The organism is Pseudomonas triticifolii (assembly GCF_014358015.1).
GTDB classification, from domain to species: Bacteria; Pseudomonadota; Gammaproteobacteria; order Pseudomonadales; family Pseudomonadaceae; genus Aquipseudomonas; species Aquipseudomonas triticifolii.
This window is the reverse complement of sequence record NZ_JACONV010000002.1, coordinates 147875-164994: the sequence shown is the minus strand read 5'-3', so window position 1 is coordinate 164994 and position 17120 is coordinate 147875. Positions and strand designations below refer to the sequence as shown.

Below are 17120 nucleotides of genomic sequence, written 5' to 3'. Positions count from 1 at the left end.
AAGACGGATGCCTATGAACCCGAATTTTCTTGATTTCGAACAGCCTATCGCTGACTTGCAGGCCAAAATCGAAGAACTGCGCTTGGTGGGTAATGACAACTCGCTGAACATCGGCGACGAAATCTCCCGGCTGCAAGACAAGAGCAGAACGCTCACTGAAAGTATCTTCGGCAACCTGACCAGCTGGCAGATCGCGCGCATGGCGCGTCATCCGCGTCGTCCGTACACCTTGGACTACATCGAAAACATCTTCACCGAGTTCGATGAGTTGCACGGCGACCGTCACTTTTCCGATGACGCGGCCATTGTCGGCGGCGTAGCGCGTCTGGAAGGCCAGCCGGTGATGGTGATCGGTCACCAGAAGGGCCGCGAAGTTCGCGAAAAGGTACGCCGCAACTTTGGCATGCCACGCCCTGAAGGCTATCGCAAGGCCTGCCGCCTGATGGAAATGGCCGAGCGCTTCAAGATGCCGATCCTGACCTTCATCGACACGCCTGGTGCCTACCCTGGTATCGATGCTGAAGAGCGCAACCAGAGCGAAGCGATTGCCTGGAACCTGCGTGTCATGGCGCGTCTCAAGACGCCGATCATCGCCACTGTAATCGGTGAAGGCGGTTCGGGCGGGGCACTGGCCATCGGCGTGTGTGACCAACTGAACATGCTGCAGTATTCGACCTATGCGGTGATCTCGCCGGAAGGCTGCGCTTCGATCCTGTGGAAGACTGCCGAGAAAGCGCCGGATGCTGCCGAGGCCATGGGGATTACTGCCGAGCGCTTGAAAGGCTTGGGTATCGTGGACAAGGTCATCGACGAGCCGCTGGGTGGCGCGCACCGTGACCCGGTGGCAGCCGCTGCTTCGATTCGTGAAGAACTGAGCAGCCAGCTGGCAATGCTCAAGAAGTTCGACAACGACGCGCTTCTGGCCCGTCGTTACGATCGTCTGATGAGCTACGGCCTGTAAGGCGATGCGAGAGAGGGCGCTGTGTTTCTGGCATGGCGCGCTCTCACAGCAGACACCGTGGCACAGCGTTGCCCGGGACGAATGAGCTTATCAATGACCCATCCCAGACATCTCGGTCATGATCTCCCCTCCAGGGTTCTTCAGGCGCTGATGCCTTGGCGCGATGCACCTGTCTGGCATGTCGGGTTCTCCGGCGGCCTCGATTCCACTGTTCTGTTGCATCTTCTGGCTGAACTGGCCAGGCGCGAGCCTCTGCCCGCTCTGAAAGCTATCCATGTTCATCACGGTTTGCAGGCGGTTGCCGATGGCTGGCCGGCGCATTGTCTGCAGGTCTGTCAGGCGTTTGGTGTGCCGCTCCAGACGATCAGCGTGAAGGTTGAGTCGGGCGCCAGCATCGAGCGGGCGGCCCGAGAGGCACGTTATGCAGCCTTTTGCGGGCAGCTTGGCGAGGCGGAGGTGTTGCTGACGGGGCAGCATCGCGACGATCAGGCTGAAACACTGCTGTTTCGTCTGTTGCGTGGTGCCGGCGTTCGAGGGCTTGCTGCGATGCCCGAGTATCGTACGTTGGGGCTGGGGCATCTGGTCAGGCCGCTGCTTGACTGTTCACGCAGCGAGCTTGAAGGCTATGCCCGCGAGCATGGCCTTAACTGGATCGAAGACCCCAGCAATGACGACGTGCGGTTTTCACGTAATTTCCTGCGTGCACAGATAATGCCTGTGCTGACATCCAGATGGCCGCAGGCTGTTTCCAGCATGGCGCGCACGGCCCGGCATCTTGGAGAGGCCCAACAGCTGCTGGGCGAGCTGGCCGAACAGGATCTGGCTGACGCGCGGGCCACCACGCCGTTTGCCTGGCTCGGCCTTCCAGTGCTGGCCCTCGCTCCTCTCGCAGGGTTGTCCGCGACTCGGCAACGCAACGCACTGCGTCACTGGCTCGCGCCACTGACCCTCTTGCCTGATACCGATCACTGGGCCGGGTGGGGAACGTTGCGGGATGCGGGGGAGGGGGCGCAGCCGGTCTGGCGGCTGGCTGACGGAGAGCTGCATCGTACGCAAGGGCATATCTGGTGGTTGTCTGGACCCTGGCTGCGGCCTTGCAAAGGCATGAGTACCTGGCCTGATCCCCGTCAGCCGCTGCGCCTGCCTGGCAACGGCCAGCTCACTCTGCAAGGCGACGCGCCTTCGGCACCGGTTGAGGTGCGTTATCGTCAGGGCTCTGAAATCCTGCAGGTCGCAGGACGTGGACATCGCGATCTCAAGCGTCTGCTCAATGAGCGGCACGTGCCGTCCTTCGTCCGCGGCAGATTGCCGCTGCTGTACTGCGATGATCAGTTGCTGGCAGTGGCCGGCCTGCCTGGACTGGACGCTGCGCCCAATGGAAGCTGGCGTTTACAGTGGATGGCACCGGCCAGCGACCAAAGTTTGAGCTGAAAGGCCCTTTCAGGTAGACTACGCTCCCTTCTTGATACAGCTTCTGTTGGTTCTTTTGAAACAACGCAAGTTGCCGGTTACCAACCAGTGTTTACTGGGCGATTCTTAAAATGTGGCGCGCAATAGGCAGGCTTCTGGCCGGTCGGTTTCAACGCAGCAGTTTCGGGAGTTCACCGTGAATTTTGTCGGTAATCGGAGGCTTCGGCCTTCCTTCGCTTTCCCCGGCGGCTCTGACCGCTTTAACGCAGACTTCTAGGGTTTTTCATGACGCGCTACATCTTCGTCACGGGCGGTGTTGTTTCTTCATTGGGGAAAGGCATTGCCTCGGCTTCATTGGCGGCCATCCTGGAGGCGCGGGGGCTTAAAGTCACCATGCTCAAACTGGATCCCTACATCAACGTGGACCCAGGCACCATGAGCCCGTTCCAGCACGGTGAGGTGTTCGTCACTCACGACGGCGCTGAAACCGACCTGGACCTTGGTCACTACGAGCGGTTCATCCGCACCACCATGACCCAGAACAACAACTTCACCACGGGCCGTGTGTACGAACACGTCCTGCGCAAAGAGCGCCGTGGTGATTATCTGGGGGCGACCATTCAGGTCATTCCGCACATCACTGACGAGATCAAGCGCCGCATCATCAAGGGTGCAGGCGATGCCGACGTGGCACTGGTCGAGATCGGCGGTACGGTCGGCGACATCGAGTCGCAACCGTTTCTGGAAGCCATCCGTCAGCTGCGTTTCGAAGTCGGCGCACGCCGCGCGATGCTCATGCACCTGACACTGGTGCCTTACATCGCGACAGCGGGCGAAACCAAGACCAAGCCCACTCAGCACTCGGTCAAGGAACTGCGCTCCATCGGCCTGCAGCCTGACGTTCTGGTCTGCCGCTCCGATCATCCGATCGACACCTCGTCGCGTCGCAAGATCGCTCAGTTCACCAACGTTGAAGAGCGTGCGGTCATTGCGCTGGAAGACGCCGACACCATCTACAAGATCCCTGGCATCCTGCACTCGCAGGGTCTGGACGATTTCGTCGTCGAGCGTTTCGGTCTGCAATGCGGCGGTGCCGACCTGTCCGAATGGGACAAGGTGGTCGATGCCAAGCTCAACCCTGAACACGAAGTCACCATTGCGATGGTGGGCAAGTACATGGAGTTGCTCGACGCCTACAAGTCGTTGATCGAAGCCATGAGCCATGCCGGTATCACCAACCGCACCAAGGTCAACCTGCGCTATATCGATTCCGAAGACATCGAGAATCAGGGCACTGGTCTGCTCGAAGGCGTGGACGCAATTCTGGTTCCGGGCGGTTTCGGTCTGCGCGGTGTCGAAGGCAAGATCACGGCTGTTCAGTTCGCCCGCGAAAACAAGGTTCCATACCTGGGCATCTGCCTGGGCATGCAAGTGGCGGTCATTGAGTTCGCACGTAACGTGCTGGGCTGGAAGGACGCTAACTCCACCGAATTCGATCGTACCAGTGCACACGCTGTCGTCGGTCTGATCACCGAGTGGGAAGATGCGACCGGCGCTGTCGAAACCCGCACTGAGAGCTCCGATCTGGGCGGCACCATGCGTCTTGGCGCACAGGAATGCCAGCTGGAGTCGGGCTCGCTGGTTCACGACTGCTACAAGAATGATGTGATCGTCGAGCGTCACCGTCATCGCTATGAAGTGAACAACAACCTGCTGCCACAGCTGGTCGAAGCGGGCCTGAAGATTTCCGGTCGTTCCGGCGACGGCGCACTGGTTGAAGTGGTCGAAGCACCGGATCATCCATGGTTCGTCGCCTGCCAGTTCCACCCGGAGTTCACCTCGACGCCACGTGACGGCCATCCGCTGTTCAGCGGTTTCGTCAAGGCCGCACTGGCTCAACGTCAAAAGAACGCCTGACAGGGATATCAGCACATGGCTCAGAAAATCATCCGCGTAGGTTCCATCGAGATCGCCAACGACAAGCCAATGGTTCTGTTTGGCGGCATGAATGTGCTCGAATCCCGCGACATGGCCATGCAGGTCTGTGAAGAATACGTTCGGGTTACCGAAAAGCTCGGCATCCCCTACGTGTTCAAGGCCAGTTTCGACAAGGCCAACCGTTCTTCGGTCACCTCTTATCGTGGGCCGGGTCTGGAAGAGGGCATGCGCATTTTCGAAGAGATCAAGCGCACCTTCAATGTGCCGCTGATCACCGATGTGCATGAGCCGCACCAGGCGGCTGTTGTGGCCGAAGTGTGCGACATCATTCAGCTGCCTGCCTTTTTGTCCCGCCAGACCGATCTGGTGGTCGCGATGGCGAAGACCGGCGCGGTCATCAACATCAAGAAGGCACAGTTCCTCGCACCTCAGGAAATGAAACACATCCTGACCAAGTGCGAAGAAGCCGGTAACGATCAGTTGATTCTCTGTGAGCGTGGTTCCAGCTTCGGTTACAACAACCTGGTGGTGGACATGCTCGGCTTCGGCATCATGAAGCAGTTCGAGTACCCGGTGTTCTTCGACGTGACCCATGCCCTGCAGATGCCGGGCGGTCGCGCAGATTCGGCCGGTGGCCGCCGCGCCCAGGTGCTGGATCTGGCCAAGGCTGGTCTGAGCCAGAATCTGGCCGGGCTGTTTCTGGAAGCCCATCCGGATCCTGACAATGCCAAATGCGATGGTCCTTGCGCGTTGCGTCTGGACAAACTGGAGCCGTTCCTGGCCCAGCTCAAGTCGCTGGATGAACTTGTCAAAAGTTTTCCGATCGTAGAGACCGCTTGAACAGGGTTCTCCGGTAAAGTGCCGTTCCCCGTCATTCGTGACGGGGTTGTCGCATTCGGGCCTGCCGTTTTCTGTGCCTGATCGCGAACATCGTTTTCCAGCTGCGTCGTTTTCGTCAATCTTGGAGTGTTTACAACAATGGCAAAAATCGTCGACATCAAAGGTCGTGAAGTTCTCGACTCCCGTGGCAATCCCACCGTGGAAGCAGATGTGCTCCTCGATAACGGCATCATTGGCAGCGCCTGCGCGCCGTCCGGTGCTTCAACCGGCTCGCGCGAAGCGCTGGAGCTGCGTGATGGCGACAAGAGCCGTTACATGGGCAAGGGCGTTCTGAAGGCAGTCGCCAACATCAATGGTCCGATTCGTGACCTGCTGTTGGGTAAGGATCCGGTAGACCAGAAGGCACTGGACCACGCAATGATCGCGCTGGACGCGACCGAGAACAAGGCAAGCCTGGGCGCCAACGCGATCCTCGCCGTTTCCCTGGCGGCCGCCAAGGCAGCTGCGCAGGATCAGGATCTGCCGCTCTACGCGCACATCGCCAACCTGAACGGTACACCGGGTGTCTACTCGATGCCGGTTCCGATGATGAACATCATCAACGGCGGCGAGCACGCCGATAACAACATCGATATTCAGGAATTCATGGTTCAGCCTGTGGGCGCCAAGACTTTCGCTGAAGGCCTGCGCTGGGGCACCGAGATTTTCCATCACCTCAAGGCCGTACTCAAAGCGCGTGGCTTGAACACCGCTGTGGGCGATGAAGGTGGTTTCGCACCTAACCTTGCGTCCAACGAAGAAGCACTCAAAGCCATCGCCGAGGCTGTTTCCAACGCGGGTTACACGTTGGGCACCGACGTGACCCTGGCCCTGGACTGTGCGGCAAGCGAGTTCTACAAGGACGGCAAGTACAAGCTCAGCGAAGAGGGCGAGTACGACTCTGCCGGTTTCGCTGACTACCTGGCCGATCTGGTCAGCAAGCACCCGATCATCTCCATCGAAGATGGCCTGGACGAGTCCGACTGGGCTGGCTGGAAAATCCTTACCGACAAGATCGGCCACAAGACCCAGCTGGTGGGCGACGACCTGTTCGTGACCAACACCAAGATCCTGAAAGAAGGCATCGACAAGAAGATCGCCAACTCGATCCTGATCAAGTTCAACCAGATCGGCACCCTGACCGAAACGCTGGAAGCCATTCAAATGGCCAAGGCTGCCGGTTACACCGCCGTGATCTCTCACCGTTCCGGTGAAACCGAAGATTCGACCATTGCCGACCTGGCCGTGGGCACGTCTGCCGGGCAGATCAAGACCGGCTCTCTGTGCCGTTCCGACCGTGTATCCAAGTACAACCAACTGCTGCGCATCGAAGAGCAATTGGGCTCCAAGGCGGTTTATAACGGCCGTGCCGAGTTTCGCGGTTGAGCCATAGATGGTAAAAGACGCAGGGCGTTGCGGGAAAGTCGGTTCATCCGGCCTGATCCGCAGCGTTAATGCTGACGCTCCGCTGTAACCTGGAGTGATTGAGCCTGGCTTTCGTCAGGCTCAATGCCCTCAGTCATTTGTTTATCGTGTTGGCTCTGCCGTCTTTTTACTGGGTACCTGATATTTCAATGCGCAGTCCTAACTGGTTGTTCCTTATCCTGCTGTTGTTGCTTGCCGGTTTGCAGTATCGCCTGTGGGTGGGTAATGGCAGCCTGGCGCAAGTGGCCAGCCTGAACCAGCAGATCGCGGATCAGCATGCTGAAAACCAGGTCCTTCTGGAGCGCAATCGCGTGCTCGACGCTGAAGTCATGGAGCTGAAGAAAGGGCTTGAGACGGTCGAAGAGCGTGCCCGTCATGAACTGGGCATGGTCAAGGATGGCGAAACCCTCTATCAGCTTGCGCAATAATAAAAAGTAGGTGTCATGAAAGACTTTCTCCCTGCCTTCTGGGCGGTGATACCTGCAGCGGGTATCGGTGCCCGCATGGCAGCAGACCGTCCCAAGCAGTACCTGCAGTTGGGCGGCCTTACCATTCTTGAACACAGCCTGTTAAGTTTTCTGGATCACCCTCGTCTCAAGGGGTTGGTGATCAGCCTTGCCGTGGACGATCCTTACTGGCCTGCGTTGCCCTGTGCGCTGGACTCGCGAATTCAGCGGGTTGATGGCGGCAAGGAGCGTTCGGGCTCGGTGCTCAATGCCTTGCTGCATCTGCACGCGCAGGGTGCCGGCGATGACGATTGGGTACTGGTCCATGATGCCGCGCGTCCCAATCTGGCGCGCAGCGACCTGGACACTCTGCTCAGCGAACTGGCCGACGATCCGGTGGGTGGCCTGCTCGCCGTCCCGGCGCGGGACACGCTCAAGCGCGTCGACAGTGCCGGTCGTGTGGTGGAGACGGTTGATCGCAGCCTGATCTGGCAGGCCTACACACCGCAGATGTTTCGTCTGGGTGCCTTGCACCGTGCGCTTGCCGACAGTCTGGTGTCGAACGTGACGATCACTGATGAGGCGTCGGCCATCGAGTGGGCGGGGCAGTCGCCCCGATTGATTGAAGGCCGCTCCGATAACATCAAAGTCACTCGACCTGAGGATCTGGAGTGGTTGCGTCAGCGCCGTAGTGATTTCAGTCGTTGAATCACTGAGTGTTTTACTGGCGATACTCTTCGCGCATCGCCAGCCCTTCTTTCAGATAATCCACCAGTTTGCGAACCTTGGGTGACAGGAGCCTTTGCTGTGGGTACAGCGCCCACACGGCAGTGTTGGGGGGCTGGTGCGGCTCCAGCAGAGAAACAAGCGCGCCACTCTTCAGATGTTTCTGCACGTAATAGTCCGGTAGCTGGCACAGACCGACGCCATGCAACGCAGCGTCGAGCACTGCCTGGCCACTGTTGCAGCGCCAGTTGCCCTGTACGCGCTGAGAAAACTCACGCCCGTTTTGTTGCAGTAGCCAGGTGTCGCTGCCGCCGATCAGGCAGTTATGGCGACTCAGTTCAGACAGGCTGTGTGGACGGCCATAGCGTGCGATGTAGGAAGGGGCTGCGCACAGGTACATCTGGCGCGGTGCCAGGCGTGTGGCGACCATGCGCGAATCCTGCAGCCGACCGAGGCGGATCGCCAGGTCCATGCCTTCGTGAACCAGGTCCAGAGTCTCGTTGCTCAGTTCGATGTCGACTCGCAAGTGCGGGTACACGTCCATGAAGCGTGTCACCAGCGGCGTGATGAATCGTTCTCCGTACGCCACCGCGCAGGTCATGCGCAACAACCCTTTGGGTTCGCTGGTCAGGTCGCCGACGGCCCTCAAGGCTTCTTCGCGGCCGTCCTGCAGGCGTTGGCAATGATGCAGAAAGGTCTGGCCCGCCTCGGTTAGCGCCACTTTGCGGGTACTGCGATACAGCAAACGGGTCTGCAGCCTTTCTTCCAGACGAACAATCTGGCGACTGACGTGCGAAGAAGACACGCCAAGCCGTTGTGCCGCAGCAGTGAACTGGCCACATTCGGCCACCGCCACAAATTCGTCGAGACCTTCCCAGCGACTGGTGTGCATTCATTATCCCTGTACAGCATTAATGTTTTGCTTTTAGCCGCATTACTCATCAAATGGCACTGTACTACACTCCAGACCTTGTTTTTATTCGCTGGAGAAGATTGATGATCAAGTCACGCGCTGCTGTCGCCTTTGAAGCCAAGAAGCCACTGGAAATCGTTGAAGTCGATGTCGCCATGCCCAAGGCTGGCGAGGTGCTGTTGCGAGTCGTGGCGTCCGGCGTCTGTCACACCGACGCCTACACGCTCTCCGGTGCCGACCCCGAGGGCATCTTCCCGGCGATCCTGGGCCACGAAGGCGGCGCGATTGTTGAAGCGGTCGGGGAAGGGGTGACCTCCGTCGTGGTGGGTGATCATGTAATTCCGCTCTACACCCCGGAATGCCGTCAGTGCAAATTCTGCCTGTCTGGCAAAACCAACCTGTGTCAGTCGATCCGCTCCACTCAGGGCAAGGGTCTGATGCCGGATGGCACATCGCGCTTTTCCTACAAAGGCGAGCCGATTTTCCATTACATGGGGACTTCGACGTTCTCCGAATACACCGTGCTGCCGGAAATATCGGTCGCGAAAATTGACAAGAAAGCCCCGCTGGAAAAAGTCTGCCTGCTGGGTTGTGGCGTCACCACCGGTATTGGTGCCGTGCTCAACACCGCCAAGGTCAAGCCGGGCGACACCGTGGCCATTTTCGGTTTGGGCGGCATCGGCCTGTCGGCTGTGATCGGTGCGGTCAAGGCCAAGGCCTCGCGAATCATCGCCATCGATATCAACCCGGCCAAGTTCGAGATCGCCAAACAGCTGGGCGCAACTGATTGCGTGAACCCTAAAGATTTCGACCGCCCGATTCAGGAGGTCATCGTCGACATGACCGACGGCGGCGTGGACTTCTCGTTCGAGTGCATCGGCAATGTGCAGTTGATGCGTGCGGCGCTCGAGTGCTGTCACAAGGGCTGGGGCGAGTCAGTCATCATCGGCGTGGCCGGTGCGGGTCAGGAAATCTCCACCCGTCCTTTCCAGTTGGTAACCGGGCGCGTCTGGCGCGGTTCGGCGTTCGGCGGCGTGCGGGGTCGTACCGAGTTGCCGAGCTACGTCGACATGGCACAAACCGGCGAGATACCGCTGGATACATTCATCACCCACACCATGGGTCTGGAAGACATCAACAAGGCCTTTGACCTGATGCATGAAGGCAAGAGCATCCGTACCGTCATCCACTTCTAAACAGCAGCGGCGCGCGGCAGGCCCAGACCGGGCTTGCTGCCAGACGTTCGGAGTCCACCATGACCCTGGAAAACATTTCCTGCCAGAAAAGCTTCGGCGGCTGGCACAAGCGTTACAAGCATCACTCACACGTGCTGGGCTGCGATATGGTGTTTGCGGTCTATTTGCCGCCGCAGGCAGAGCAGGGCGGCAAGTTGCCGGTTGTGTACTGGTTGTCCGGCCTGACCTGCACCGATGAGAACTTCATGCAGAAGGCGGCTGCTCAGCGGGTTGCGGCTGAACTGGGCATCATAATCGTGGCTCCGGACACCAGTCCGCGTGGCCCGGATGTGCCGGGCGATCCTGACGGAGCCTGGGATTTCGGTCTGGGAGCCGGCTTCTATCTCAATGCCACTGAACAGCCTTACGCCCGCCATTATCAAATGCACGATTATGTAGTCACTGAGCTGCCGGGTCTTATCGAGGCGCATTTCCCGGCGTCGCAGGCACGCAGCATCAGCGGTCACTCGATGGGCGGGCATGGGGCGCTGGTCTGTGCCTTGCGCAATCCGGGTCGCTATAAGTCGGTTTCGGCGTTTTCGCCGATCAGCAACCCAATGGATTGCCCTTGGGGTCAAAAAGCGTTTTCCCGTTATCTGGGAGAGGACCGTTCGCGTTGGCGTGAGTGGGACGCCAGTGTATTGATGGCCGATGCCACAGAGCAGCTGCCCACGTTGATCGATCAAGGTGATCGTGACGACTTCCTGGTGACTCAGCTCAAGCCTGAAGCGCTGGTTCAGGCCGCCAAGTCCGCGCAGCAGCCGCTGGTACTGAGAATGCAGCCTGGTTACGACCACAGCTATTTCTTCATCGCCAGCTTCATCGAAGACCACCTGCGCCATCACGCCAGTGCCTTGTTCGATCAAGGGACGCTTTGATGGGGTTGCCCGGCGAGTGGTGTTGTCTCTGACAAACCCAAGCTGTGCCAAAGCAGGTAGAATCACGCCCTGACTTTTTTCAGGGCGTTTTTTTATGCGTATTGGCCACGGCTATGATGTGCACCGTTTCGCTGAAGGCGACTTCATCACCTTGGGCGGCGTGCGGATTGCACACGGGTTCGGCCTGCTGGCCCATTCGGATGGCGACGTTCTGCTGCACGCGCTGAGCGACGCCTTGCTCGGCGCTGCGGCACTGGGCGACATCGGCAAGCACTTCCCGGACACTGACCCACAGTTCAAGGGGGCTGACAGCCGCGTGCTGCTGCGCCATGTGCTCAAGCAGGTGCAGGGCAAGGGCTGGAAGGTCGGTAACGTCGACGCCACCATCGTCGCCCAGGCGCCCAAGATGGCACCGCACATCGACGCCATGCGTGCCCTGATTGCCGAAGACCTGCAGGTCGAGCTGGATCAGGTCAACGTCAAGGCCACCACGACTGAGAAACTGGGTTTCACCGGTCGTGAAGAAGGCATTGCCGTACATGCCGTCGCCTTGTTGCTGCGCGCATGACCGAACTGGAACTGTTAGGGCCGCGGGCCTATGGCGATGCACTGGGACGCGCTGTTCTGAAGGCAACTGCCGAGGACTTTCAAGTCGACGAAGTGCTCGACATTCCCCTTTCGGGTGATGGCGAGCATTTGTGGCTGTGGGTCGAGAAACGTGGCCTCAATACCGAAGAAGCGGCCCGTCGCCTGGCGCGGGCGGCGGGTGTGCAACTGCGTACGGTCAGTTACGCGGGTCTGAAAGACCGGCAGGCGCTGACGCGTCAGTGGTTCAGTATTCAACTGCCCGGCAAGGCCGACCCCGATCTGTCCGCGGCGCAAGATGAGACCCTGCAGATTCTCAAAACGCAACGTCACAAGCGCAAGCTGCAGCGCGGTGCTCATGCAGCCAATGGCTTCACCTTGCGCCTCACTCGGCTGGACGCCGATCAGGCCGCGCTGAATCAGCGCCTGGAGTCGATTTCCCGTCTGGGTATCCCGAATTACTTCGGCGTCCAGCGCTTCGGCTATCAAGGCGGCAATCTGGGCGAAGCGCGCGACTATGCGTCTCGTCAGGCATTGCCCGAACAGCGCGCAGTCCGCTCGCGCCTGCTTTCAACTGCCCGCAGCTACCTGTTCAATCAGGTGCTGGCGGCCCGTGTCGCAGACGGCAGCTGGCAACGTGCCCAAGTGGGCGATTTGCTGGCGTTCACTGACAGCCGGAGTTTTTTTCCAGCGGGTGTGGATGAGTGCAGCGACCCGCGTCTGGCCATTCTGGACCTGCACCCGACCGGCCCGCAGTGGGGCGCAGGCCCATCGCCAGCTCTGGGCATCACAGGCGACCTGGAGAATGCCGTTGCCGCCGAACATCCGGCGCTTCGCGACTGGCTCATCAGAGCGGGAATGGAGCACGAACGTCGCATCCTGCGGCTGCCCATTGGGCGGCTGACGTGGCATTATCCCGAGCCTGACATTCTGCAACTGGAATTCGTCCTTCCGCCTGGATGCTTTGCCACCGTATTGGTGCGCGAGCTCGTCGATCTGGTGCCGGTTGGGCAGACGGACAGCCCATGCGTATTCTGATTTCAAACGATGACGGGGTAAGTGCACCCGGTCTGGCGGCGCTGTATGCGGCGTTGGCGGACTACACTGAGTGCGTGGTTATCGCGCCTGATCAAGACAAGAGCGGTGCCAGCAGTTCGCTGACCCTGGATCGGCCTCTGCATCCGCAGACGCTGGCCAATGGCTTTATCAGCGTGAATGGCACGCCGACCGATTGCGTGCATCTTGGTCTCAACGGGCTGCTGGAGCGCGAGCCGGACATGGTTGTTTCGGGTATCAATCTGGGGGCTAACCTCGGCGACGATGTGCTGTATTCCGGCACGGTGGCCGCAGCGCTCGAAGGACGCTTTCTGCAGCGCCCCTCGTTTGCCTTTTCGTTTCTGTCGCGCCAGCCGGACAACCTTGCCACGGCGGCGCATTACGCGCGTTTGCTGGTACAAGCCCATGAGCAACTCGATCTGCCTCCGCGTACGGTGCTGAACGTGAACATCCCCAACCTGCCACTTGACCACGTACGCGGTATTCAGTTGACCCGGTTGGGTCATCGTGCGCGCGCAGCAGCGCCTATCAAGGTGGTCGATCCTCGTGGTCGTGCCGGTTACTGGATTGCGGCAGCCGGCGACGCCGAGGACGGCGGAGCAGGGACTGACTTTCACGCCGTCATGCAAGGCTATGTATCGATTACGCCGCTGCAACTGGATCGCACCTATCAGGACGGTTTCAGCAGCCTTAATACGTGGCTGGAGGGACTGCGCTGATGTCACGCGAGCAAGATGATCTGTTGCGTCGCGGGATCGGAATGACCTCGCAGCGCACTCGCGAGCGCTTGATTCAACGCTTGTATGAAGAAGGCATCACTAACGCCCGCGTCCTGGACGTGATTCGCAAGACACCTCGGCACCTGTTCGTGGATGAGGCGCTCGCACATCGCGCTTATGAAGACACGGCGCTGCCTATCGGCCACAACCAGACGATCTCCCAGCCCTACATGGTCGCGCGCATGAGCGAGCTGTTGCTCGCGGCCGGTCCGCTGGACAAGGTCATGGAGATCGGCACGGGGTCGGGCTACCAGACAGCGGTGTTGTCGCAGCTTGTGGAGCGGGTGTTTTCGGTGGAGCGCATCAAGGTGCTTCAGGACCGGGCCAAGGAGCGTCTGGTCGAGCTCAACCTGCGCAATGTGGTGTTTCGATGGGGAGACGGCTGGGAGGGCTGGCCAGCACTGGCGCCCTACAACGGTATCATCGTGACGGCGGTGGCGACGGACGTGCCCCAGGCGCTGCTCGATCAGCTGGCACCTGGCGGTCGACTGGTCATACCGGTCGGTTCGGGCGAGGTCCAGCAATTGATGCTGATCATCCGCGAGGAAAACGGGTTTTCCCGACATGTTCTGGGCGCCGTACGATTCGTGCCGTTGTTGAACGGCCCCATTGCATGAATGACGACAGACGTTGTGAGTGAATTCTGACGCGTAGCGCCGGTCTACAGCCGTCTGTTCATGATAACGATGGCAAAATTGCATCGATTCTTTGCCGGATCTGCACGCCATAGGGTTTTGACGCAGTTAAGTACTGGTTGCCCGCCGCACTTGCGGCACAATAGGCATCTTTTGAATTCAGTCACCAGTAAAGGGAGTGGCGGGTGAGTCACACAGTCATTCAGCAGCTCAGGTCTTCAAGAAGTTATCAGCGTCTGTTGATTGGCATTGCTCTCAGTGTCCTCTTGGTCGGCTGTTCCAGTTCGCCTTCGGGCGGCGTTCGCGTTGTCGATCGTAACGGCAACTCCGTGCCTCAACGCCCGGCAGTCACGACGGGCCAGTATGTGGTCAAACGCGGAGATACACTTTTTTCAATTGCGTTTCGTTACGGCTGGGACTGGAAGGCTCTGGCCGCTCGTAATCAGATCCCGGAGCCCTTTACCATCAAGCCCGGTCAGACGATTCGCTTTGATGGACGCTCTTCTTCAACGCAGGGTGTAGCTTCCGCAGCTGATTCGGGCCGCCCGGTCACCAGCACCTCCACCACGACCAGCAGTTCCGGCTCGGTAAAAACCACCGTTATTTCCAAGCCGATCGCGGTCGTACCTGTGGTCATACCCCCTTCCGCAACCACTGCAACCGGCCCGGCCGGCAAGTCCCCGAGCGGGTGGACCTGGCCTTCAAGTGGCATACTGATAGGAAAATTTTCTTCAAACGGTAGTTTGAATAAAGGAATTGATATCGCTGGTGATTTGGGACAGCCTGTTTTGGCAGCGTCTGATGGTTCGGTCGTTTACGCCGGAAGTGGATTACGGGGCTACGGCGAATTGATCATCATCAAACACAGCGATACCTACGTCAGTGCCTACGGTCATAACCGCAGGCTCTTGGTTCGGGAAGGGCAGCAAGTCAAGGCAGGGCAGACGATTGCCGAAATGGGGTCAACAGGAACTGACCGGGTGAAACTGCATTTTGAGATTCGCCGTCAAGGAAAGCCTGTAGATCCGCTCGGATTCTTGCCACGCCGTTGAGTGTTGTCAGCCTGTTCCTGGCGCAGAAGGAACAGGCTCAAGCGTTGCCACGGAAATAGGCGTCGCTGGAGCTTGAGGTCGAACTCACCAAAGGACTATAACAATGGCTCTTAGCAACGAAGCGCCGGAGTTTGACATTGATGATGACGTGCTCCTCATGGAAGCTGGCATTGTCCTTGAGGAATCGCCGAACGAGAAGCGGCCGTCTACTGCCGCCTCGGGTCGTGCGAAGGCGAAGCCGTCTACATCATCGCTCAAACAACACAAATATATTGATTACACTCGGGCGCTCGACGCTACCCAGTTGTATCTCAATGAAATAGGTTTCTCCCCTCTGCTGTCTCCGGAAGAAGAAGTCCACTTTGCACGCTTGTCGCAACGTGGTGATCCGGCTGGGCGCAAACGCATGATTGAGAGCAATCTGCGACTGGTGGTCAAGATCGCCAGGCGCTACGTCAATCGTGGGCTGTCATTGCTGGACCTGATCGAAGAAGGCAATCTGGGTCTTATCCGGGCTGTGGAGAAGTTCGATCCCGAGCGCGGTTTCCGCTTTTCGACCTATGCTACCTGGTGGATTCGTCAGACCATCGAGCGGGCAATCATGAATCAGACCCGGACCATCCGGTTGCCGATTCATGTGGTCAAAGAGCTTAACGTTTATCTGCGTGCCGCCCGGGAGCTGACCCAAAAGCTCGACCACGAGCCATCCCCTGAGGAAATCGCCAACCTGCTGGAAAAACCGGTGGGCGAGGTCAAGCGCATGCTTGGGCTCAATGAGCGTGTGTCTTCTGTTGATGTCTCGCTGGGGCCTGACTCGGACAAAACCCTGCTCGATACGCTTACGGACGACCGTCCTACAGACCCCTGCGAGCTTCTGCAGGATGTCGATCTTTCACAGAGTATCGATCTGTGGCTGTCCGAACTGACCGAAAAGCAGCGTGAGGTTGTCATACGCCGCTTCGGCCTTCGAGGTCATGAGAGCAGTACCCTTGAAGATGTAGGCCTGGAAATCGGTCTCACGCGCGAGCGTGTACGGCAGATTCAGGTTGAGGGCCTCAAGCGCCTTCGTGAGATCCTCGAAAAAAATGGTCTTTCGAGCGAGTCGCTGTTCCAGTAACCAATCCCCGCGTTATAAAAAGCCGATATGAATTCCACATTCATATCGGCTTTTTATATGGTCTTCATCATTTTACTGTCTTTTTTTCATTCCGATATTGCGCCTTGGTGTCGGCATGGTCACGACTGCACAGGCTGGAGTGTCGAGGTTAGAGCGCCAATATCATGTAGGCAATTGCGTACACAGCCTGTAGGTGATCAAGGTTTTCCAGGTGCGATTAAATGTACATACAGTGCCTTGGGCGACCTAACTCTCTGATTTAGATTCTCTTTTTTATCGGCTTTCGCTGCGAGTGGAAATATTTTGCTGCGCTTCGCCGGTTGTTTCTGCACGTCAAACCACTAGTATCGGAGCCGTACCAACGGACCGGTACACACTTTCAAGGATGAAGGTCGAGGACATCGCAGGAGGCGATTCATCAGGATGATGAAAAGGGATTACAGGGATTAGGGAAAAAACGTGGGCGGGTCAAACCGCCCCTTTTTACATCAGGGGCATCGGACTCTGATAAACGAAAAAGGCCCTCAAGAGGGCCTTTTTCATTGTCTGGGATCTAGCGTTCCAGATCTGTAATCTTGTCTTTCTTTCCGTCCCACTCTGCTGCATCCGGCAATGCGTCTTTCTTCTCCGTGATATTCGGCCATACCTCGGCAAGCTCTGCGTTCAGCTCGATGAAGTTTTCCATACCGGCCGGAATCTCGTCTTCAGAGAAAATCGCCTGGGCAGGGCATTCAGGCTCACAAAGTGCGCAGTCGATGCACTCGTCCGGGTGAATCACCAGGAAGTTCGGTCCCTCGTAGAAGCAGTCCACCGGACAGACTTCCACACAGTCGGTGTACTTGCACTTGATGCAGTTGTCGGTGACGACGAAGGTCATTTCTAATTCTCTCCTCAGGCGGCTGCGGCAGAGCCCTTCCAGACAGGGTTGCCAGGTTCGGGACGGTTCCCGGCCCTATGAAAACACGTGCTTTTGATGAGGGGCTTGCTGCATCGCATGCCACTCACCCTTGGTTCGCTGCGTCTTCACGCGGCTTGAACAGCTGCTCAGCCAGGCTAAAAGCTGAGCGCATCCCAGACCGCGCGGG

17 protein-coding genes are annotated in these 17120 nt (G+C 58.5%); 15 read left to right on the top strand and 2 right to left on the bottom strand.

Features of this window, described 5'->3' with window-relative positions:
• Nucleotides 1-13 precede the first annotated feature (13 nt).
• The 7 genes from H8S56_RS05460 (at nucleotide 14) to ispD (ending at nucleotide 7767) form a co-directional block, all read left to right on the top strand.
• Complete coding sequence (locus tag H8S56_RS05460; protein ID WP_024686185.1) at nucleotides 14-961, top strand: acetyl-CoA carboxylase carboxyltransferase subunit alpha; 948 nt, start codon at nucleotides 14-16, stop codon at nucleotides 959-961.
• 93 nt (nucleotides 962-1054) lie between these two features.
• Nucleotides 1055-2392 carry a tRNA lysidine(34) synthetase TilS gene (gene tilS, locus H8S56_RS05455; protein WP_187518079.1) on the top strand — a complete coding sequence of 446 codons (1338 nt, stop codon included), beginning with the start codon at nucleotides 1055-1057 and terminating at the stop codon, nucleotides 2390-2392.
• A gap of 264 nt (nucleotides 2393-2656) precedes the next feature.
• Nucleotides 2657-4288 carry a CTP synthase gene (locus H8S56_RS05450; RefSeq protein WP_024686187.1) on the top strand — a complete coding sequence of 544 codons (1632 nt, stop codon included), beginning with the start codon at nucleotides 2657-2659 and terminating at the stop codon, nucleotides 4286-4288.
• A 15-nt stretch (nucleotides 4289-4303) separates the two neighbouring features.
• Entirely contained in the window at nucleotides 4304-5149 is an 846-nt protein-coding gene (gene kdsA / locus H8S56_RS05445; protein ID WP_024686188.1) for a 3-deoxy-8-phosphooctulonate synthase, read from the top strand.
• Nucleotides 5150-5287: 138 nt separating this feature from the next.
• Nucleotides 5288-6574 (top strand): phosphopyruvate hydratase, encoded by a 1287-nt coding sequence (eno, locus tag H8S56_RS05440; protein WP_187518078.1) that lies wholly within the window; start codon nucleotides 5288-5290, stop codon nucleotides 6572-6574.
• Nucleotides 6575-6762: 188 nt separating this feature from the next.
• Nucleotides 6763-7041 (top strand): cell division protein FtsB, encoded by a 279-nt coding sequence (gene ftsB / locus H8S56_RS05435; RefSeq protein ID WP_004879054.1) that lies wholly within the window; start codon nucleotides 6763-6765, stop codon nucleotides 7039-7041.
• A gap of 15 nt (nucleotides 7042-7056) precedes the next feature.
• The gene (gene ispD, locus H8S56_RS05430; RefSeq protein ID WP_187518077.1) at nucleotides 7057-7767 is read left to right on the top strand and encodes a 2-C-methyl-D-erythritol 4-phosphate cytidylyltransferase; all 711 of its coding nucleotides are present in this window, start codon (nucleotides 7057-7059) and stop codon (nucleotides 7765-7767) included.
• 13 nt (nucleotides 7768-7780) lie between these two features.
• On the opposite strand, the gene H8S56_RS05425 is transcribed toward ispD, so the two are convergent.
• The gene (locus H8S56_RS05425) at nucleotides 7781-8677 is read right to left on the bottom strand and encodes a LysR family transcriptional regulator (protein WP_024686191.1); all 897 of its coding nucleotides are present in this window, start codon (nucleotides 8675-8677) and stop codon (nucleotides 7781-7783) included.
• 104 nt (nucleotides 8678-8781) lie between these two features.
• Between H8S56_RS05425 and H8S56_RS05420 the strand changes: the two genes are divergently transcribed.
• The 8 genes from H8S56_RS05420 to rpoS all read left to right on the top strand — a co-directional run bounded on the left by H8S56_RS05420 (nucleotide 8782) and on the right by rpoS (nucleotide 16035).
• On the top strand, nucleotides 8782-9894 hold the full coding sequence (locus H8S56_RS05420) for an S-(hydroxymethyl)glutathione dehydrogenase/class III alcohol dehydrogenase (RefSeq protein WP_024695027.1): 1113 nt from the start codon (nucleotides 8782-8784) through the stop codon (nucleotides 9892-9894).
• A 59-nt stretch (nucleotides 9895-9953) separates the two neighbouring features.
• Nucleotides 9954-10811 (top strand): S-formylglutathione hydrolase, encoded by an 858-nt coding sequence (gene fghA, locus H8S56_RS05415; protein ID WP_024686193.1) that lies wholly within the window; start codon nucleotides 9954-9956, stop codon nucleotides 10809-10811.
• A 94-nt stretch (nucleotides 10812-10905) separates the two neighbouring features.
• Nucleotides 10906-11379, top strand: a complete 474-nt coding sequence (gene ispF / locus H8S56_RS05410) for a 2-C-methyl-D-erythritol 2,4-cyclodiphosphate synthase (protein WP_024686194.1) — start codon at nucleotides 10906-10908, stop codon at nucleotides 11377-11379.
• Nucleotides 11376-12434 (top strand): tRNA pseudouridine(13) synthase TruD, encoded by a 1059-nt coding sequence (gene truD / locus H8S56_RS05405; protein WP_187518076.1) that lies wholly within the window; start codon nucleotides 11376-11378, stop codon nucleotides 12432-12434. Before ispF ends, truD begins: the two co-directional genes overlap by 4 nt.
• On the top strand, nucleotides 12422-13171 hold the full coding sequence (gene surE / locus H8S56_RS05400; RefSeq protein WP_024686196.1) for a 5'/3'-nucleotidase SurE: 750 nt from the start codon (nucleotides 12422-12424) through the stop codon (nucleotides 13169-13171). The genes truD and surE overlap by 13 nt, the downstream gene beginning before the upstream one ends.
• 41 nt (nucleotides 13172-13212) lie before the next feature.
• Complete coding sequence (locus H8S56_RS05395) at nucleotides 13213-13848, top strand: protein-L-isoaspartate(D-aspartate) O-methyltransferase (protein WP_175561665.1); 636 nt, start codon at nucleotides 13213-13215, stop codon at nucleotides 13846-13848.
• 203 nt (nucleotides 13849-14051) lie between these two features.
• On the top strand, nucleotides 14052-14918 hold the full coding sequence (locus H8S56_RS05390) for a peptidoglycan DD-metalloendopeptidase family protein (protein ID WP_024686198.1): 867 nt from the start codon (nucleotides 14052-14054) through the stop codon (nucleotides 14916-14918).
• A gap of 103 nt (nucleotides 14919-15021) precedes the next feature.
• On the top strand, nucleotides 15022-16035 hold the full coding sequence (rpoS, locus tag H8S56_RS05385; protein WP_187518075.1) for an RNA polymerase sigma factor RpoS: 1014 nt from the start codon (nucleotides 15022-15024) through the stop codon (nucleotides 16033-16035).
• 553 nt (nucleotides 16036-16588) lie between these two features.
• On the opposite strand, the gene fdxA is transcribed toward rpoS, so the two are convergent.
• Entirely contained in the window at nucleotides 16589-16912 is a 324-nt protein-coding gene (fdxA, locus tag H8S56_RS05380) for a ferredoxin FdxA (RefSeq protein ID WP_024686200.1), read from the bottom strand.
• Between the last annotated feature and the right edge of the window lie 208 nt (nucleotides 16913-17120).